At 65.9% G+C, this 18,126-nt stretch carries 15 protein-coding genes, 1 other RNA gene and 1 riboswitch; of the genes, 8 read left to right on the top strand and 8 right to left on the bottom strand.

Annotated features, from left to right (window positions below; all coding sequences use genetic code 11):
* Nucleotides 1-47: 47 nt before the first annotated feature.
* The 5 genes from KAQ61_RS10340 to trxA form a co-directional block, all read right to left on the bottom strand.
* Nucleotides 48-1,388, bottom strand: a complete 1,341-nt coding sequence (locus KAQ61_RS10340; RefSeq protein WP_210929117.1) for an MATE family efflux transporter — start codon at nt 1,386-1,388, stop codon at nt 48-50.
* A 12-nt stretch (nt 1,389-1,400) separates the two neighbouring features.
* Entirely contained in the window at nt 1,401-3,098 is a 1,698-nt protein-coding gene (locus KAQ61_RS10335) for a hypothetical protein (protein WP_210929116.1), read from the bottom strand.
* 163 nt (nt 3,099-3,261) lie between these two features.
* On the bottom strand, nt 3,262-3,507 hold the full coding sequence (locus KAQ61_RS10330; RefSeq protein WP_042419852.1) for a type B 50S ribosomal protein L31: 246 nt from the start codon (nt 3,505-3,507) through the stop codon (nt 3,262-3,264).
* A gap of 141 nt (nt 3,508-3,648) precedes the next feature.
* Nucleotides 3,649-4,911: a transcription termination factor Rho gene (rho, locus tag KAQ61_RS10325; protein WP_042419847.1), complete on the bottom strand. Its 1,263-nt coding sequence runs from the start codon at nt 4,909-4,911 to the stop codon at nt 3,649-3,651.
* A 275-nt stretch (nt 4,912-5,186) separates the two neighbouring features.
* Nucleotides 5,187-5,519, bottom strand: coding sequence for a thioredoxin TrxA (gene trxA, locus KAQ61_RS10320; protein WP_043384947.1), 333 nt, complete (start codon nt 5,517-5,519; stop codon nt 5,187-5,189).
* Between the two features lie 244 nt (nt 5,520-5,763).
* Here trxA and KAQ61_RS10315 point away from each other — a divergent pair, with 244 nt between their 5' ends.
* A complete protein-coding gene (locus KAQ61_RS10315) occupies nt 5,764-7,101 on the top strand; it encodes a TIGR03862 family flavoprotein (RefSeq protein WP_244982862.1) in 1,338 nt (445 codons plus the stop codon).
* Nucleotides 7,102-7,427: 326 nt separating this feature from the next.
* Here the strand turns inward: KAQ61_RS10315 and ffs are convergent.
* Nucleotides 7,428-7,523: signal recognition particle sRNA small type (gene ffs / locus KAQ61_RS10310), an RNA gene on the bottom strand.
* Between the two features lie 102 nt (nt 7,524-7,625).
* Here ffs and dnaX point away from each other — a divergent pair.
* The 3 genes from dnaX to recR all read left to right on the top strand — a co-directional run bounded on the left by dnaX (nt 7,626) and on the right by recR (nt 10,647).
* On the top strand, nt 7,626-9,569 hold the full coding sequence (gene dnaX, locus KAQ61_RS10305) for a DNA polymerase III subunit gamma/tau (RefSeq protein ID WP_210929114.1): 1,944 nt from the start codon (nt 7,626-7,628) through the stop codon (nt 9,567-9,569).
* 82 nt (nt 9,570-9,651) lie between these two features.
* Nucleotides 9,652-9,984, top strand: a complete 333-nt coding sequence (locus tag KAQ61_RS10300; RefSeq protein WP_042416157.1) for a YbaB/EbfC family nucleoid-associated protein — start codon at nt 9,652-9,654, stop codon at nt 9,982-9,984.
* Between the two features lie 72 nt (nt 9,985-10,056).
* Complete coding sequence (recR, locus tag KAQ61_RS10295; RefSeq protein ID WP_210929113.1) at nt 10,057-10,647, top strand: recombination mediator RecR; 591 nt, start codon at nt 10,057-10,059, stop codon at nt 10,645-10,647.
* A 183-nt stretch (nt 10,648-10,830) separates the two neighbouring features.
* Here recR and KAQ61_RS10290 read toward each other — a convergent pair whose 3' ends face one another.
* Together KAQ61_RS10290 and gloB are read right to left on the bottom strand one after the other, a co-directional pair.
* Nucleotides 10,831-12,342: a transglycosylase SLT domain-containing protein gene (locus tag KAQ61_RS10290; protein WP_210931850.1), complete on the bottom strand. Its 1,512-nt coding sequence runs from the start codon at nt 12,340-12,342 to the stop codon at nt 10,831-10,833.
* On the bottom strand, nt 12,339-13,115 hold the full coding sequence (gene gloB, locus KAQ61_RS10285) for a hydroxyacylglutathione hydrolase (protein ID WP_210929112.1): 777 nt from the start codon (nt 13,113-13,115) through the stop codon (nt 12,339-12,341). Before gloB ends, KAQ61_RS10290 begins: the two co-directional genes overlap by 4 nt.
* Here gloB and KAQ61_RS10280 point away from each other — a divergent pair.
* From KAQ61_RS10280 to KAQ61_RS10265, 4 genes are all read left to right on the top strand, one after another.
* Nucleotides 13,114-13,887: a class I SAM-dependent methyltransferase gene (locus KAQ61_RS10280; protein WP_234686559.1), complete on the top strand. Its 774-nt coding sequence runs from the start codon at nt 13,114-13,116 to the stop codon at nt 13,885-13,887. The genes gloB and KAQ61_RS10280 overlap by 2 nt on opposite strands.
* Nucleotides 13,884-14,333 carry a ribonuclease HI gene (gene rnhA, locus KAQ61_RS10275; protein ID WP_042416145.1) on the top strand — a complete coding sequence of 150 codons (450 nt, stop codon included), beginning with the start codon at nt 13,884-13,886 and terminating at the stop codon, nt 14,331-14,333. The genes KAQ61_RS10280 and rnhA overlap by 4 nt, the downstream gene beginning before the upstream one ends.
* Nucleotides 14,334-14,504: 171 nt before the next feature.
* Nucleotides 14,505-14,730: riboswitch (cobalamin riboswitch) on the top strand.
* A gap of 61 nt (nt 14,731-14,791) precedes the next feature.
* Nucleotides 14,792-16,672: a TonB-dependent receptor domain-containing protein gene (locus KAQ61_RS10270; RefSeq protein WP_276514440.1), complete on the top strand. Its 1,881-nt coding sequence runs from the start codon at nt 14,792-14,794 to the stop codon at nt 16,670-16,672.
* Between the two features lie 55 nt (nt 16,673-16,727).
* A complete protein-coding gene (locus tag KAQ61_RS10265) occupies nt 16,728-18,125 on the top strand; it encodes a cobyrinic acid a,c-diamide synthase CobB (protein WP_154163346.1) in 1,398 nt (465 codons plus the stop codon).
* The last annotated feature ends 1 nt before the right edge of the window (nt 18,126 follow it).

Below are 18,126 nucleotides of genomic sequence, written 5' to 3'. Positions count from 1 at the left end.
CGCCAACTGCTGGCGGCGGGATGGAAAGCGGCCTGCGGGCCGCTTTTTCACTTGTGGGCGCGCAGCACCCGGTACAGCAGGTAAATGAAAATAATAGCTACCAGCGCAAGTGCTGAGGCACTTCCAATCCAAAACGGTGTTGGATTCATGGACCAATAAGCGCTGGTTGCTTCATTTTTGTAAGCCAGCCAGTAGCCGCCGCCCAGGCCACCGCCCCACAGCAGGCTGCAATAGACCACCAGCGGTGCCACGGTCACGCGCCAGCAGCGCATCAGGAAAATGCACACGCACTGCAGGCTGTCGGCGGCGTGGTACAGCGCCACCCAGGCCAGCAGCGTGGCCGTCAGGGCGATCACCGCCGGGTCGGCGGTGTACACCTGGGGCAGGTGGTGGCGCAGCAGCAGCAGGCTGCCCGACAGCAGCACGCCGCTGACCAGGGCGATGCGCAGCCCCAGCCAGGCCAGCCGCTGCGCCTGGGCCTCGTTGCCCGTGCCGCGCCACCAGCTGACGCGGGCGCTGATGGCAATCCCCAGGGACAGCGGCACCATGTAACACACGGCCGCCAGGTTGGCTGCGATCTGGTGGCTGGCGGCCGCCAGCGCGCCCAGGCGCGCCACGAACAGGGCCACCAGCGTGAAGGAGGTGACCTCCACCAGGATGGACAGGCCGGCCGGCACGCCCAGGCGCAGGAAGGCCGCTAGGCGCGCCCAGTCGGGCGCTTCCATGCGCTGCCACAGCTGCAGCGGGGCGTACAGGGCCTGCCGGCGCATCAGCACCACGGCAATCACGGCAATCGCGTAGTCCACCAGCAGCGTGGCCCAGGCGCAGCCGGCCGCACCCTGCGCCCCGATACCCCAGCCGCCAAAAGTGAACCAGATGGACAGTGGCACCTTCAGCACCAGTGCGCCGACCTGCAGCCAGGTCACCAGCTGGGGATGGCCCAGCGCCTGGTTGAGGGTGGTGTAGAGGCGAAAGAACATTGCCGAAGGCAAGGCCCAGCCGACGATGATGAGGTAGGCGCGCACATCGGCCTGCATCGCGGCAGGCACTTCGGTCCAGGCCAGGATGGGGTCGGGAAAGACCAGCACCAGCATGCCCAGCAGCGTGAAGCCGAGCGCCAGGTACAGCGACTGGCGGAAGGACGCGCCGATGGCGGTGGTGTCGCCGCGGCCATGCTGTTCAGCCCAGATCGGCAGCAGTGCCTGCAGCACGCCCATCAGCGAAACGTAGACGCTGACAAACACGGCCGAAGCCACGGACAGCGCAGCCAGTGCCTCGGAAGAGTAACGGCCGGCGACGATGGTGTCGGTGACGCCAAACGCCATGACCGCCAGCTGTCCGGCCAGCACGGTGCCCGCATGCCGCGCAATGGTGGCAAGTTCACGCATGGGCGCCTCGCATCAAGGACGCTGGCGCAGTACCAGCAGGTGGTCCTTGCGATCGGTTGGCCGGGCGACGGCTTGCACCAGCTCCCACTGCGCAGCCGGGGCGGTGTCGATGGCCGACCACGCCGCCGGCGTGGCCACCAGCCACTGGCAGCCTGCGGAGCTGGCATGCTGCAGGCCGCGCTCCAGGTGCCAGCCGGTGTGGAAGCGGAAGGCCGCGGTCTGCGCCTGGCTGAAGCCCAGCGTGCCCACGCACTGCACGTCGCGGGGCACCCAGTGGGCCACGGCCGCCACATGCGGCGCGTAGCTGCGTGCATAGTCCAGCATGGGCAGCCACAGCGTCATCAGCAGCACCCAGCCCAGCACGGTACCCCCGGCGGGGACGGCCAGGCTCTTCCAGATGGCGGCGCGGTGGCGGCGGGTGCGCCAGGTCACCAGCAGCAGCCAGGCAATGGTCGCGGCCACGGCCACGCTGAAGGGGAACAGGGCAAAGCTCGGTTCAAAGCCGACGGCCAGTCGCTGCACGTTCTCTGCCGGTTTGGCCGGGAAGCCGGTCTGCACGGAAATCCAGACCACCCAGATGGTGATGGCGGAGATGGTAAAGAAGAACAGTGTGAGCCAGTCGATCAGGGCGCCCAGGCTGCGCTTGAACGTGGGCAGGGCGAAGGCCGCCAGCGCGGCCACTGCGGGCAGGCTCAGGATCAGCGCCCGGTCACCTTCGAGGGTGAAAATGGTGCAGAACAGGGCCACGGCCCACAGCCACAGCGGCCAGGCCAGGTGGGGGTGGCGTGCCGGCTGGCGCAACTGCAGGCGCCAGCGCCACAAGGCCCACACGGCCAGCAGCCAGGCGGGCCAGCTGAACCACATCAGCATGCGCGCTGTGCTCTGCCAATCCTTGCCCTGCTGCCAGGGGTTGATCAGGCGGTAGCCCCATTGCCCCAGCATCCAGGCGCTGAGCGCTGCAATCGCCATGCACAGCAGCCACCACGCGGCCCAGCTGTAGCGGTGGGGCAGCCTGGGCTGGCTGGCCGACAGGGCGACGGTGATGGCGCCTGCGCCCAGCAGCATGGCCATGGCGGGCGCCCCCCCGAGGGCCATCGCCAGCATGCCCAGCAGGGCCGCCACGGCGGCCAGTTTGGGTTGCCAGGCCATGGCGGCAGCGGCGAAGAAAACGGCGCACACGGCACTCAACTGCACCAGGGTGTGGCTGGTCTCGTGTGCCAGCTGGGCCAGCCCCAGGCAGGCCAGCAAGGCCAGCAGGCCCCCATCGGCGAGGGCGCGTGCATAGTCGGTGGGCGAGGCCTCACCACCAAACGCGAAGGCCACAGGCTGCGCCCCGGGCGTGCGCGCCAGGCTGAAGACGGCCTGCCAGGTGCACAGTAAGGCCAGACCCAGCAGCAGTATGAAGGGCAGGCGCACCACCAGGTCCGCCGGCATGCCGGCTGGCAGCAGCTTCAAGGCCACAGCGCCCAGCCAGTACTGCAGCAGGCCGGGGGCCTCCGGGCGCAGGCCATCGAGCAGGGGCAGGGTCCACGACGCCTCGCCGTGTGCCAGGGTCTGCATGTAGCCAAAGGCCGCCATGTCCACGTCACGCCAGGGTTCGCGGCCCACAAAGCCGGCCAGCACGTAGGCGGCACACAGCAGCAGCATGATCCAGCGCGGGAGGCTGCGAACGGCATTCTGGGCAACGATGGCGGGCGAGGGTGGGTTCATGGAAAGCGAAAAAACGGCGCCCCCGGATCAGGGGCGATGAATCGGTGCGGTCACTTGGGTGCCCAAGCATGCCACGACTGCTGCAGGCGCGCAGTCATGGTGCGTGCAAAGAAAAAAGGCAGCCCGGTTGCCCAGGCTGCCTTTTGGCAGGGGAAGTAAAAGATTACTTCTTGCCGAAGCGGTTGCGGAAACGCTCCACACGGCCACCCATGTTGTCCACCGACTTTTGGGTGCCGGTGTAGAAAGGGTGCGATTCCGAGGAGGTGTCCAGCTTGAACAGCGGATATTCCTTGCCTTCGAAAGTTTCTGTTTCCTTGGTGTTCGCGCAGGAGCGTGTCACGAACTTGAAGCCGTTGGACAGGTCAACGAACAGAACTTCGCGGTAATTGGGGTGGATGCCTTCTTTCATGATCTTCCTTTAGTCAACTGCGGCAGCCGTGTCGGACCCGAAACAACCTCTGTTTCGAAAATGCATCCCACATACTTACCGCAAGAAAAAGCCCCTCAGTATAACCTGAAGGGCGAGGGTTGTGCTCAGGGGCTGCGTGTATCAGCCACCGCGGCGCATCATGTCGAAGAATTCGCTGTTGTTCTTCGTGGCCTTCATGCTCTTGAGCACCATTTCCATGGACTCGATTTCGTCCATGTTGTACATGAACTGGCGCAGGATGCGTGTCTTTTGCAGCACTTCGGGCGGCAGCAGCAGTTCTTCGCGGCGGGTGCCGCTCTTGGACAGCTCGATCGCAGGGAACACGCGCTTTTCGTACAGGCGGCGGCTGAGGTGGATTTCACTGTTGCCGGTGCCCTTGAACTCTTCAAAGATCACTTCGTCCATGCGCGAGCCGGTGTCGACCAGCGCGGTGGCGATGATGGTCAGTGAGCCGCCTTCTTCCACATTGCGGGCTGCGCCGAAGAAGCGCTTGGGGCGCTGCAGGGCGTTGGAGTCCACACCACCCGACAGCACCTTGCCCGACGAGGGCACGACGTTGTTGTAGGCGCGGGCCAGACGGGTGATGGAGTCCAGCAGGATCACCACGTCCTTCTTCAGCTCGACCAGACGCTTGGCGCGCTCGATCACCATCTCGGCTACGTGCACGTGGCGGGTGGCGGGCTCGTCGAAGGTCGAGGCGATGATTTCGCCCTTGACCGAGCGCTGCATCTCCGTCACTTCTTCAGGGCGCTCGTCCACCAGCAGCACCATCAGGTGCACGTCGGGGTTGTTGGCCGTGATGGCGTGGGCAATGTGCTGCATCATCACAGTCTTGCCGCTCTTGGGCGGGGCCACGATCAGTGCGCGCTGGCCACGGCCAATCGGGGCAATGATGTCGATGATGCGGCCGGTGATGTTCTCTTCGCTCTTGATCTCGCGCTCCAGCTTCATCTGTTCCTTGGGGAACAGGGGCGTGAGGTTCTCGAACATCACCTTGTGCTTGTTCGACTCGGGCGAGTTGCCGTTGACCTTGTCCAGCTTGGTCAGTGCAAAGTAACGCTCGCCGTCCTTGGGCGTGCGCACTTCACCTTCGATCATGTCACCGGTGTGCAGGTTGAAGCGGCGAACCTGGCTGGGCGAGATGTAGATGTCGTCGGTGCTGGCGGTGTAGCTGGTGTCCGGGCTGCGCAGGAAGCCAAACCCGTCGGGCAGGATTTCCAGCACGCCGTCTGCGAACACTTGTTCGCCAGCTTTGGCGCGCTTCTTGATGATGGCGAACATCAGTTCCTGCTTGCGCATGCGGCCGACGTTTTCAATCTCAAGCGCTTCGGCCTGCTTCAAGACTTCAGACACGTGCAGTGCCTTGAGTTCGTTAAGGTGCATCTGGAGTTACTCCTTGGCGGAGTTCAAAGAAATCTGGGGAGGTGGCGAATGCCAGAGTAATCGGCGAAGAGCGCAGTACGTCGATGGCTTGCCTGGATGATCGGAAATGGCCGCCAATGCGCTGGGCCGTGATCAGGTTTTGATTATGACAGGAAAAGAAAGCGAACTGCACACGAGTTTGTGTCATGCATTCGCACAAGTGGGACGCGCGGCAGGGTGACACGGGCCTGCACGCGGGGCGCGCAGCCGTGTGTACGGCTGCGCAAAGGCGCTTATCAGGCGACGTGCTGGTCGATGAACGCCGTCAGCTGGGGCTTGGCCAGGGCGCCGACCTTGGTGGCCACCAGCTCGCCGTTCTTGAAGATCATCAGCGTGGGGATGCCGCGAATGCCGAACTTGGCGGGCACTTCACGGTTTTCGTCCACGTTCATCTTGGCGACGGTGATCTTGCCTTCGTAGTTCTTGGCCACGTCGTCGAGGATCGGGGCAATCATCTTGCAGGGGCCGCACCATTCGGCCCAGTAGTCCACCAGCACGGTGCTGCCGGGTTGCAGCACGTCCGATTCAAAGCTGGCGTCAGTGACATGCTTGATGAGTTCGCTTGCCATGGAGTTGTTCCTTGTTGTGAGTGTTGGGGCAGTTGCGCACGGGCGTGCGCAGAGAAAAATGCTGCCAATAATTGTGACAGAAACGAATGTCCGGACGTGCAGCATGGCTGGCTAAAAACGCCTATGAAAGCCATAGCGGCAGGCAATCTGCGGATGGCTGGGGCGGCCCCAGGTCTTCCCCATGGCGTTATGCTGCCTGCCCTTTGGCGCTGCGCGCCGGTGATGAGAAGAAAGAAGGATGCCTATGTCAGCTGCCGCCGTGCTGCCGGTTTTGAACTGCGATGTCGCGATTGTGGGGGCGGGCCCTGCAGGGCTGATGGCGGCGCAGCTGTTGTCGGCCCAGGGCACCAAGGTGCATGTGTTTGACGGCAAGGCCTCGGTGGGGCGCAAGTTCCTGCTGGCGGGCAAGGGTGGCTTGAACCTGACGCATGCGGAGGCCTTCGAGCGCTTTGTGGAGCGCTATGGCGATGCGCAGCCCCTGCTGCAGCCGCTGCTGCAGGACTTTGGCGCCGACCAGTTGCGTGCCTGGGCCGAGGGTTTGGGCATCGGGACGTTTGTGGGTACGTCGGGCCGCGTCTTCCCGACCGACATGAAGGCCGCCCCCTTGCTGCGCGCCTGGCTGGCGCGTTTGCGTGCCCAGGGCGTGGTGTTCCACATGCGCCACCTGTGGAAGGGTTGGGGTGCCGAGCGGACCCTGGTGATGGACACGCCCGACGGCGTGCAGCCGGTCCAGGCCCGGGCCACCTTGCTGGCCCTGGGGGGCGGCAGCTGGGCGCGCCTGGGCTCGGATGGTGCCTGGGTGCCGCTGTTGCAGGCGCAGGGTGTGCAGGTGCACGCGCTGAAGTCGGCCAACTGTGGTTTTGATGTGGGACGCACGGCGGCGCCGCTGCCGGTGGACGAAACCCGCCGCGCCTTCCTGCAGGAGCTGCTGGGGCAGCCGTCCGCGAACGCGCCGGGATGGAGTGAGTACTTCAGCCAGCGCTTTGCCGGTGCGCCGCTGAAGTCGGTGGCCATCCGCTTCACCGACAGTCTGGGGCGCAGCTTCGATCGCCGCGGCGAGTTTGTGGCCACGGCCACCGGGGTGGAAGGCAGCCTGGTCTATGCCGTCTCGCACCTGCTGCGCGACGAGATCGAACGCCATGGCGCCGCCACGTTCCAGCTCGATCTGCTGCCCGCCTTCAGCGCGGACAAGGTGCTGGAGCAGGTGCGCCACCCGCGCGGCTCGCGCAGCCTGTCCAGCCACTTGAAGGGCCGGCTGGGCCTGGACGGCGTCAAGGCCGCCTTGCTGTACGAGCTGCTGTCCAAGGAAGACATGCACGATCCCGTGCGCCTGGCCCATGCCATCAAGGCGTTGCCCATCACCGTGGTGGCGGCGCGCCCGATGGATGAGGCCATCAGCACGGCCGGCGGCGTCGCCTGGGCGGCCTTGTCCGAGGACCTGATGTGCCAGGCGCTGCCTGGGGTGTTCTGTGCCGGCGAAATGATCGACTGGGAGGCGCCCACCGGTGGCTACCTGCTGACCGCCTGCTTTGCAACGGGCGTGCGGGCGGCGCGCGGTATCCAGCGCTACCTGGCGGAGTAAATAATAAAAAAGAGAGCTGTTGGCGCTCGTGGATTCGGTATTTGCACTATTTTTGTCGTGCAAACTGGCTTATTCCTTGCGTGATCAGTTCTCTTTTTTATGGAGTAGGGGGCGACCGTGCGCTGGCGCTGCGGGGCCACGGGCCGTGCCGCAGTGCGGTCGCGGCGCCGGATTGGCAGGGCATGTCCAGCCGCATCCAGAACCATGCAGGCGAAAATGCCCGAGGCGGCCCGCTGTGCAGCGAAATCTCGTGGGAATGCAATGGTCTGGGGAGTGGTGCGCTTCGGAGCAAGGCCTCTTGTCAAGTAAGAGGAGTCGGAAGCGAAGTTGACAAGCCTTACCTCGGCACTGGTTTCACAGTTAGGGCTGCTTGGTTCCCCACCTGACCCGGTTGGCTGCTTCCCCATGCGAGGGGGCCTGTCAAGGACGGATTATAGGGCCTGTTGTGACCCCCTGCGGGTTGGCGCGAAGATAAACCGCCGGTGTTGGTGGTGTCCGGCGTGCAACCCGTAGAATCCGGCCCCATGTCTTATCTCGTGCTCGCCCGCAAATACCGTCCCCGCAACTTCGCCGAAATGGTGGGGCAGGAGCATGTCGTGCAGGCCCTGGGCAACGCACTGACGCAGCAGCGTCTGCACCATGCCTATTTGTTCACCGGCACGCGCGGCGTGGGCAAGACCACGGTGTCGCGCATTTTGGCCAAGTCGCTCAATTGCACGGGTGCCGATGGGCAGGGTGGTATCACCGCCACGCCTTGTGGCGTCTGCCCAGCGTGCATGGAAATCGATAGCGGCCGCTTTCCTGACTACATCGAGCTGGACGCGGCCTCCAACCGGGGCGTGGACGAGGTCCAAAGCCTGCTGGAGCAGGCGGTGTACAAGCCGGTGCAGGGGCGCTTCAAGGTCTTCATGATCGACGAAGTGCACATGCTGACCAACACGGCCTTCAACGCGATGTTAAAGACCCTGGAGGAGCCGCCGGAGTACCTCAAGTTTGTGTTGGCTACCACCGATCCGCAGAAGGTGCCGGTGACCGTGCTGTCGCGCTGCCTGCAGTTCAACCTGCGACCCATGGCGCCGGATACGGTGTTCGAGCACCTGACGCAGGTGCTGGCCCAGGAACACATTGCGGCCGAGCCCCAGGCCCTGAAACTGCTGGCGCGCGGTGCACGCGGTTCCATGCGTGATGCGCTGTCGCTGACGGACCAGGCGATCGCCTTTGGCTGCGGCCAACTGCAGGAAGCTTCGGTGCGCCAGATGCTGGGCAGCGTGGACCGCAGCTATGTGTTCCGCCTGATTGAAGCCCTGGCGCAGGGCGATGGCCGCACGGTGGTGGAGACGGTGGACACGCTGCGCTACAACGGCGTGTCGGCGGGTTCGACCCTGGAGGAAATGTCCAGCATCCTGCAACGCATGGCGGTGCTGCAGGCCGTGCCCGACATGGCCGCGGCCGGCGATGCTGCCGACCCCGATGCGCAGGAGATGGTGCGCCTGGCGCAGCTGATGCCCGCGGACGAGACCCAACTGCTCTACAGCATCTGTTTGCACGGCCGGCAGGAGCTGGGCCTGGCGCCGGATGAGTACGCGGCCTTGACCATGGCCTTGCTGCGGCTGTTGGCCTTCAAGCCCCAGAACGGGTCAGCCACCAGCGCTGCAGCGCCCCTGGCTGAAAAAAAAACACTGAAACCCGCTGACCGCGCAGCGCTGCAGGCTGAAGCTGCACAGCCACAGCCACAGCCACAGCCACAGCCACAGCCACAGCCACAGCCACAGCCACAGCCGGCCGTCGCAGCCACGCGGCTGGAGGCTGCCCAACCCGCCGAGCAGGCAGTCGCTGCTGAGCCGGTGGTGGTGCCACCCGAAGCCGTGGCGATGGACGATGCCACCTCTGCGGACGACGACCTGTCGCCGCCCTGGGACGATGTGCCAGAGCAGGCCGTGGAGCCGCAGGAGCCAGAGCCTCCGGTGTGGGACGATGTGCGCATGGAGGCGGCGCCCTGGGAGGGCATGGCCGCCGAGAGTGAGCCTGTCGACGCCGTGGCAGAGCCTGTGGCGCCACCGGCCGCGGCCATTGCGGTGGAGACCACGCCCTTGGGTGACGTCTGGCACGCCGTGGTCACGCAGCTGGATGCGGCGCAGGCGATCACGGCCTTGGTGCGTGAGCTGGCCTTGCAGTCGCAATTGATCGCCCAGGAGGCCGGTGTGTGGACGCTGCGCGTGGAGCGGGCGTCACTGAACCAGGCGGTGGCGCGTGAGCGCCTGGCCAAGGCCCTGGCCCAGGTCACCGACTGCACCAGCCTGCAGCTGGAAAGCGGCAAGGTGACCGATACCCCGGCCTTGCGCAACAAGGCGCGCGCCCAGGCACGGCAACTGCAGGCCGAGGCGATGGTGGCCAATGACCCGAACGTGCAGTTCCTGCAAACCACGTTTGGCGCGACCATCGTGCCTGGCAGCATCCGCCCGGTATAGCAGGCGCCGGGACTGGGGCATGCCAAGTCATGGCACCATCGCAGCATCTGATTTTTTGAGTGACAAATAAAGGAAGCCAACCATGTTCAACAAAGGACAACTCGCCGGTTTGATGAAGCAAGCCCAGACCATGCAGGACAACCTGAAGAAGGCGCAGGACGAGCTGGGCAACATCGAAGTGGAAGGTGAATCTGGCGCGGGTCTGGTCAAGGTGGTGATGACCTGCAAGCACGACGTCAAGCGCGTGACCATCGACCCCAGCCTGCTGCAGGACGACAAGGACATGCTGGAAGACCTGGTGGCTGCTGCGTTCAACGCCGCCGTGCGCAAGGCCGAGGAAACCTCGAATGAAAAGATGTCCAAGCTGACCGCGGGCATGCCCGGTCTGCCCGGTGGCATGAAGTTCCCTTTCTGAGCGCGTTGCGCCGCAGGACCCCAGGGGAAAGCCATGGTGCTTTCCCTTTTTCTTGGCACATGGGTTTGAGACATGTCTGACCTTCAACCGCTGGACCCGCTGATCCAGGCCCTGCGCCGCTTGCCTGGCGTGGGGGTGAAGTCGGCCCAGCGCATGGCGTTCCACCTGATGCAGCGCGACCAGGATGGCGCGCGCGAGCTCTCGCGCGCTTTGCAGGAGGCGGTGGATTCGGTGCAGCACTGCAGCCGTTGCAACACCTTCACGCACGACGCCGTCTGTCCCATCTGCCGTGATGCCGGTCGCGATGCCGCGCGCCTGTGCGTGGTGGAGACACCGGCCGATCTGGCCGCGATGGAGCGCACCGGCGCCTACAGCGGCTACTACTTTGTGCTGATGGGGCGCATCTCCCCGATGGACGGTGTGGGTGCCAAGGACATTGGTTTGCCACGGCTGCTGGAGCGGGTGGCCGATGGCGTGGTGCAGGAGGTGATTTTGGCCACCAGCTTCACCACCGAGGGTGAGGCCACGGCGCATGCCGTGACCGAGTTGATGCAGGGCCGCCAGGTGCAGGTGACGCGGCTGGCGCGCGGTGTGCCGGTGGGCAGCGAGCTGGAGTATGTGGACCTGGGCACGATTGCCCATGCCCTGGTCGAGCGCCGCTAAGAGTCGTTGACACTACCTCGGGTACGGCGTCGCTTGGCATGGTCGTACGGAGCGGCTGCCTGCGGCTTCGCATCTCATTTCAAGCCTTCATCTCCGAGGGGTTGGGTTGTGAGAGTGGCTCTCAGGCACCTTCCCCAATAAAAAAGGGCCCTGAAAAACCAGGGCCCTTTTTGTCGTCGGCGCTCAGCGCTTGCGCTGGGTCGGCGTGTCGCCGCGGGTTTGTTGCGCCACCTTGGTGACCACGGGTTTCTCTTTCGCAGTTCCGGTGGCGCGCGGGCGCTTGGAGGTGTTGCTTGCCTTGGCGCTCTTGCTGACCTGTGCGGTGCGGGTGGGGGCGGCGCTGACGCGCACGGTCTTGTACACCTCCAGCGACTGGCCGGCGCGCAGCGAGGCCGTGGGCTTCATGTCGTTCCAGCGCGCCAGGTTGGCCACGGTCACACCATGGCGGCTGGCCACCTTGGCCATGTTGTCGCCACGCAGCACCTTGACCGCGGTGCGGCGCGTCACTTCGGTAATCTCCGGCGCAAAGGCCAGGGTACCGTGGTCGGCGATGTGCGTGGACACGTCTTGGCGGTGCTGGGGCGAGCGCGGCACCATCAGGGCCGATCCGGCCTTGATCATCATGCGCGGCGGAATGCGGTTGACGCTGCGCAGGTCGGTCTCGCTCATGCCGACCCGCTGGGCGGCACTGGCCACCGTCATGGTACTGGGGGCGACCCAGACGGTCCAGCTGGCGTACTGGTCGTCATCGTAGGCGGCCAGGTTGCGCTGGAACACCTTGGCGTTGTCCCAGGGCAGCAGGATCTGGGTGGTGCCGGCAGCAAAGATGGTCGGGCGGCTGAACGAGGGGTTGAGAGCCTTGAAGTCCTCCAGGCGCACGTCGGCCAGGCGGGCGACCAGCTCGATGTCCATGTCGCGCTTGATCTCCACCGCCTGGAAGTAGGGGTGGTTCTCGATGTTGGGCAGCTCGATGTTGAACTTTTCCGGGTGGGCGATGATGTTCTTCACCGCTTGCAGCTTGGGCACATAGTTGCGCGTTTCGCCCGGCATGTTCAGGTCGGTGTAGCTGGTCTCCAGGCCCATGCGTTCATTGCGCTTGATGGCGCGCCCGACGCTGCCTTCGCCCCAGTTGTAGGCGGCCAGGGCCAGGTGCCAGTCGCCGAACATGCGGTGCAGCTTTTCCAGGTAGTCCAGGGCTGCGCGGGTGGAGGCCAGCACATCGCGGCGGTCGTCCCGGAACGCGTTCTGGGTCAGCTCGAAGTACGAACCCGTGGCCGGCATGAACTGCCACATGCCGGCGGCCTTGGCGCTGGACACGGCCTGGGGATTGAAGGCGCTCTCGATGTAGGGCAGCAGGGCCAGCTCCATCGGCATGTTGCGTTGCTCCAGCTCCTCCACGATGTGGAAGAGGTACTTGCTGGAGCGTGTGGTCATGCGCTCGATGTAGTCGGGGCGGCTGCTGTACCACTGCTCCTGGCTGCCGACCAGCTCGTGCTCCAGGTCGGGCATGGCAAAGCCGCGGCGGATGCGTTCCCACAGGTCGCTGTTGTATTCCAGCGAGGTGACCTTGGAGGTGCCGGGGGAGGCGCGGGTGATGGGCTTGAGCGGACCGTCGTACGAGGAGGTGGAGGGGGCGGTCGCGCAACCAGCGAGCCAAACCACGCTGGCGAGGACTAAAAGATGGCGCAAATTCATCGGAATGCGTTTTTCCATTCACGCAGCGCTGCGAACACGCTGGCGGGTTGTGTAGGGTCTACGGTGGAGCAAAAGTGGTGTGCGCTGTGCGCAACCTCTGTAACGTCGCAACGTAGAAAAGGGTTGATTGCCAGCTCCTGCCCCAGCGTCGAGGGCAGGGTGGGCTGCTGTTGCTGGCGCAGTGCCTCGCAACGCGCGCGGTATTGGAGCAAGGCTGGGTTGCTTGGTTCCACCGCGCAGGCAAATTTCAGGTTGCTCAGAGTGTATTCATGGGCGCAAAACACACGGGTGTCGTGTGGCAAAGCCGCCAGCGTCTGCAGCGAGTCGTACATCTGCTGCGCCGTGCCCTCGAACAGGCGGCCACAGCCGCCGGAGAACAGCGTGTCGCCGCAAAACAGCAGCGGGGCCGCATCCGCGGGGGCGCAGTACCAGGCGATGTGGCCGGCGGTGTGGCCGGGCACTTCCAGCACCTGCCAGTCTTGCCCCAGCAGGTGGATGCGGCTGTGCGCGTCGACGCGTACCACGGGCTCGGGCAGGGGCTCGTAGGCCGGGCCGTAGACCGTGGCGCCGGTGGCATTACGGAGCGCGTCCACGCCGCCCACATGGTCGGCATGGTGGTGGGTCACTAGAATGGCTTGCAGCTGCAGTCCCTGGGCGTGCAGCGCCGCTTGAACGGGACAGGCGTCGCCAGGGTCCACCACCACGGCGTGCTGGCCGTCGTGCAGCAGCCAGATGTAATTGTCAGAAAACGCAGGCAACGGCAACAGGTTCATGAACGATGCAAAGCAAGAGGGCCATCCGTGGATGGCCAAGGCATTTGGCCGCTATCTGCTCGACTGGGAGCAGCAGCGGTGTGATGAGGCGGTGGCGGATATTTTCGGCTATCACAGCGTGCAGCTGGGCTGGCCCCTGCTGCAGGCGCTGCGCCACAACCGCATGCCCAACCGCTGGGTGGCCGCGCAAAGCACCGATTGGAACCTTGAACCCGGGGCTTGCCAAGTCCCTGATGGTGTACAACTGTTGTGCGCCCCCGAGGCGCTGCCGTTCGCCGAGTCCAGCGTCGACCTGCTGGTCCTGCCCCACACCCTCGAACATTGCCAGGACCCGCATGCTGCCTTGCGCGAAGCGGTGCGCGTGCTGGTGCCCGAAGGGCGGCTGCTGCTGTTTGGGCTCAACCCCTATAGCCTGTGGGGGCTTCAGCATGGGCTGGAGCGTGTGCCGGAGCCTGGGTTGAACGCCTGGCGCGGCCTGCCGTACTGGCGCGTGCGCGATTGGCTGCAGGTGCTGGCCATGGACGTGGTGGCCGCCGATTTCGGTTGCCACGCCCCGGCGCTGGAGGCGCCGGCCTGGCTGCAGCGCTGGCGCTGGATGGATAGGCTGGGCAACAAGGCCTGGCCGGTGCTGGGCGGTGCATACTGCGTGCTGGCAGTGAAAAAGGTGCATGGCATGCGCCTGCTGGAGCCTGCATGGCGCAAGCGTGCGCCCGCAGCGCAGGCCCGCCCGGCGGCAGCGTGCCAGCAAGCACCACAAAGGAAAGAAATTTGAACCAAGTAGTGATTTACACGGACGGGGCCTGCAAGGGCAACCCGGGGCCGGGCGGCTGGGGCGTGCTGATGCAGGCCGGGCCGCACACCAAGGAGTTGTTTGGCGGCGAGCGCGAGACCACCAACAACCGCATGGAGCTGACCGCCGTGATCGAAGCGTTGCGCGCCCTCAAGCGCCCCTGCGATGTGACGCTGTTCCTGGACAGCGAGTACGTGCGCAAGGGCATCACGGAATGGATCCACGGCTGGAAAGCCAAGGGCTGGAAGACCTCGACCAAGCAGCCGGTGAAGAACGTCGAGCTGTGGCAGGCGCTGGATGCGCTGGTCAGCGGCGCGGGCCACCGCATCGAATGGCGCTGGGTCAAGGGCCATGCGGGCGATCCGGGCAACGAGCGGGCCGATGCCCTGGCCAACCTGGGCGTGGACCGGGCGCTGGGCAGAATTTGAAAAGATAGCGCCTGGCGCTGAATGAACAAGGGCTTCAGATAGGTTTGTATCTGAGGCCCTTTGTTTTTGTGCGGATGCAGCTCATTTTTTGTGCAGCCCTGCGCCAGGCTGCGGCACTGCTGTGCGGTGCACCATGGCCCGTCACGTCCAGTTAGAATCGCCAGCTTGCATTGTTGGTGCTCGCAACTTGGTTCGCAAGATTGCAGTTCAACGGGAAGCAGGATGGTGGGTCGGCCTTCGACCTGACCTAGCCTGCGCTGCCCCCGCAACGGTGAGTCCCTGGCGCCCGTCATAGCGCCCCTCCATCAACACAGCCACTGGGTGCCTTGAACAAGCACGTGGGAAGGCGATGGACTGAGGGACCAGCCCGGATACCGGCCAACATTCGTGTGTCTGCCCTCTGGGCAGGCATGTTTGCCCATTGTCGGCGGGGAGGCTGACACGGGTGGAATCTGGTGATGTTTCCAATGAATGTGTTCGAACAACGGCGTCAGCGTGCCTGGATGCCGGCGATGGCGTGGCGCCCGGTCTCTCTGGCGGTGGTCTGTCTAGCGGGCCTGGTGGCGCCGGCGGCCGCGGCGGCCCTGGATGAGGTGGTGGTCTCGGCCACGCGCTCCGAGCAGCGCCTGAGCGAGGTGCTGGCGGATGTGACGGTGCTGGACGGGGAGGCCCTGGAGCGCAGCGGCGCCCTGGCGCTGGAAGATGTCATGGCCAAGGTGCCGGGCATCCAGATCACCCGCACCGGTGGCCCGGGTTCGGACACCAACCTGTTCCTGCGCGGCGCGCACAAGCAGCACACGGCGGTGTATGTCGACGGCATCCGCATCGATGCCCAGAATGGCTCCGGTGGCGCACCCTGGGAGACGCTGCCGCTGGAATCGATCGAGCGCATCGAGGTGCTGCGCGGTGCGGCCGGTGCGCTGTATGGCTCGGACGCCATGGCGGGCACGGTGCAGATCTTCACCCGCCGTGGCGAGACCGGCTTCAAGCCCCATGTGTCCGTGGGCGCGGGCTCCTACGGCACCAAGAAGGGCACGGCTGGATTCAGTGGCGGGCAGGGCGCCTGGGACTATGCCCTGGGCCTGTCCTATGCCGACAGCGAGGGCTTCGATGCCAAGACCGGGGGCACCCGCCGCAACGTGGACAAGGACGGCTACGTGCGCAAATCGGCGAATGCGCGCGTGGGCCTGCAACTCAGCGCGGGCCAGCGCCTGGACGTCACGGCCCTGACCAGCGATTCGAACGCCGGTTATGACAGCCGCGCCCAGGGCAACGACGGTGCGGTCCGCACCCTGGATGCCTATGGCCTGAACTGGCAGGGCGACTGGACGCCCGCGTGGCGCACGCGTGTGGCCGTGAGCCAGTCGCGCCACGGCTACGACACCTGGACGGCCACGCACTACCGCACCGAAACCCTGCTGCGCAACTACCTGGTGCACAACGAATGGCGCAGCCGCGTGGGCACTTTCTCGGTGCTGGCCGAGCGGCGCGAGGACACGCTGGAGAACACCAGCCTGGTGGGCGGTGACGCGCGCTCGCGCCACCAGAATGCGCTGGGCCTGGGCTATGGCCTGCACTGGCAGCAGCACGCCGTGCAACTGAACCTGCGCCATGACCGGGACAGCGACTTTGGCGGCAAGCGCACGGCCACACTGGCCTATGGTTGGGACTTCGCCCCGCACTGGAAGGCCACGGCCTCGGTGGGCACCGGCTTTCGCGTGCCCACGCTGTTCCAGCGCTTCTCGCAAAACGGCGATGCCAGCCTGAAGCCCGAGGAAAGCCGCAACATGGAACTGGGGCTGCGCTGGGGCGACAAGGACCGCGCGTTCAGCGCCACGGCCTACCGCAACAAGATTGAGAACCTGGTGGTCTATGCCGCCAAGCAGGGCACCTGCCCGGTGGCGCTCAGCCAGGGCTGCTACCTGAACGTGGACGCGGCCCAGCTGGAAGGCATCACTCTGGCCGGCAACTGGCGCGCCGGCGTGCTGAAGTGGTATGCGTCGGTGGATTTCCAGAACCCACGCAATGCCCAGACCGGCCGCTTGCTGCAGCGCCGCTCGCAGCGCTATGCCACCCTGGGGGCTGAGACCACCCTGGCGGGCTGGACCCTGGGCTCCGAGCTGCAGGCGGCCAGCCGTCGCTTCAACGACGATGCGGAGGCCGTCAAGTCCCTGGGTGGCTACACCCTGGTGAACCTGTCCGCCTCGCGCCAGTTGGCCAGGGACTTCACGCTGACCGCGCGCATCGACAATGCGCTGGACCGTGACTACACCCTGGTCAAGGACTACGCCACCGCCGGGCGTACGCTGTGGCTGGGCGTGAAATGGATGCCCTGGTAACCGCCGACGCCGTATCTGCCCGCCGTGGCCCTGGCGGGCACCCCCGAGAGCTTGCATGTCACCACTGATCACTCCTCCATCCCCTCCCGTGCACCACTGCGTGGCGGTGCTGATTGCCGCCCCCGCTTCGGGCCAGGGCAAGACCACCATCACCGCGGCGCTGGCGCGCTGGCATGCCCGCCAGGGGCGCCGCGTGCGGGTCTTCAAGTGCGGGCCGGATTACCTGGATCCGTACTGGCACCAACTGGCCAGCGGGGCCACGGTGCACAACCTCGATGGCTGGATGGTGGGCATGGATGAGGTGCGCGCACGCCTGCATGCCGCGGCCGCGCAGGCCGATGTGATCCTGATCGAAGGCGTGATGGGCCTGTTCGACGGTAGCCCCACGGCGGCCGATCTGGCCACCCAACTGGGCGTGCCGGTGCTGCTGGTGGTCGATGCCTCGGCCATGGCGGGCAGCTTTGGTGCGCTGGTGCTGGGCATGCAGCAGTACCAGCCGGGCGTGCCCTGGGCCGGCGTGCTGGCCAACCGCGTGGCCACCGGCATGCACACGCAGATGCTGCAAAGCAGCCTGCGCGACCCGCAGCTGTGGCTGGGCGGCTTGCAGCGCATGGGGCCGGGCAAGGACGCGCAACTGCTGCCCGAGCGCCACCTGGGCCTGGTGGCGGCGCACGAGCTGCCCGATGCCATGGCGCGCCTGAATGCCGCGGCCGATGCCCTGGCCGACACGCCCCTGGGGCGCATGGACTGGCAGGACTGGCAGCGCTGGTCGGTGGCGTTTGCAGCCCCGGCGCAGCCCGTGGCAGCCCCCCAGCCCTGGCTGCGCGGGCACACCGTGGCCGTGGCCAGCGATGCGGCGTTCAGCTTCATCTACCCCGCCAACCTGGACTGCCTGCAGGCCATGGGCGCCAACCTGGCCTTCTTCTCGCCCCTGGCGGGCGAGCGCCTGCCGGTGTGCGATGCCGTCTGGCTGCCCGGTGGCTACCCCGAATTGCACGCCGCCACCCTGGCGGCCAACACCGGGCTGCAGGCCGACCTGCAGCAGCACGTGCAGGCCGGCAAGCCCGTGTGGGCCGAATGTGGCGGCATGCTGGCCCTGGGCCAGCGCATGACCGATACCCAGGACCAAAGCCAGCCGCTGTGGGGCATCCTGCCGGGTGAGGCGCGGATGCAGGAACGCTTGGCCGGCCTGGGCATGCAGCAGTGCGCGCTGCAGGGTGGGGTGCTGCGTGGGCACACCTTCCATTACTCGCGCTTCACCTGCCAGGCGGCCGAGGTGGCGCGCACCAGCCGCCCCCGGCAGCCGGTGGCGCCCGACAAGGGCGAGGCCATCTACCAGCACGGCAGCGTCCATGCCAGTTACTTCCATGCCTGGTTTCCCTCGCACCCGCGTGCCGTGGCCGCCTTGCTGGGGGCCGAGCCCGTGCAATGGGACACGGCCGCACAGCCATAAT

This window comes from Comamonas aquatica (assembly GCF_018064205.1).
Classification (GTDB): Bacteria; Pseudomonadota; Gammaproteobacteria; order Burkholderiales; family Burkholderiaceae_C; genus Comamonas; species Comamonas aquatica.
This window is presented reverse-complemented; position numbering and strand designations above follow the sequence as displayed.

Bases quoted from the DNA above. Each gene is read 5' to 3' on its own strand.
- KAQ61_RS10300 (WP_042416157.1), top strand. From the start codon at position 9,652: ATGTTCAACAAAGGACAACTCGCCGGTTTGATGAAGCAAGCCCAGACC.
- KAQ61_RS10280 (WP_234686559.1), top strand. From the start codon at position 13,114: ATGAACGATGCAAAGCAAGAGGGCCATCCGTGGATGGCCAAGGCATTT.
- KAQ61_RS10335 (WP_210929116.1), bottom strand. From the start codon at position 3,098: ATGAACCCACCCTCGCCCGCCATCGTTGCCCAGAATGCCGTTCGCAGC.
- KAQ61_RS10265 (WP_154163346.1), top strand. From the start codon at position 16,728: ATGTCACCACTGATCACTCCTCCATCCCCTCCCGTGCACCACTGCGTG.
- trxA (WP_043384947.1), bottom strand. From the start codon at position 5,519: ATGGCAAGCGAACTCATCAAGCATGTCACTGACGCCAGCTTTGAATCG.
- KAQ61_RS10330 (WP_042419852.1), bottom strand. From the start codon at position 3,507: ATGAAAGAAGGCATCCACCCCAATTACCGCGAAGTTCTGTTCGTTGAC.
- recR (WP_210929113.1), top strand. From the start codon at position 10,057: ATGTCTGACCTTCAACCGCTGGACCCGCTGATCCAGGCCCTGCGCCGC.
- gloB (WP_210929112.1), bottom strand. From the start codon at position 13,115: ATGAACCTGTTGCCGTTGCCTGCGTTTTCTGACAATTACATCTGGCTG.
- KAQ61_RS10270 (WP_276514440.1), top strand. From the start codon at position 14,792: ATGTTTCCAATGAATGTGTTCGAACAACGGCGTCAGCGTGCCTGGATG.
- rho (WP_042419847.1), bottom strand. From the start codon at position 4,911: ATGCACCTTAACGAACTCAAGGCACTGCACGTGTCTGAAGTCTTGAAG.
- dnaX (WP_210929114.1), top strand. From the start codon at position 7,626: ATGTCTTATCTCGTGCTCGCCCGCAAATACCGTCCCCGCAACTTCGCC.
- KAQ61_RS10290 (WP_210931850.1), bottom strand. From the start codon at position 12,342: ATGAATTTGCGCCATCTTTTAGTCCTCGCCAGCGTGGTTTGGCTCGCT.
- KAQ61_RS10340 (WP_210929117.1), bottom strand. From the start codon at position 1,388: ATGCGTGAACTTGCCACCATTGCGCGGCATGCGGGCACCGTGCTGGCC.
- KAQ61_RS10315 (WP_244982862.1), top strand. From the start codon at position 5,764: ATGTCAGCTGCCGCCGTGCTGCCGGTTTTGAACTGCGATGTCGCGATT.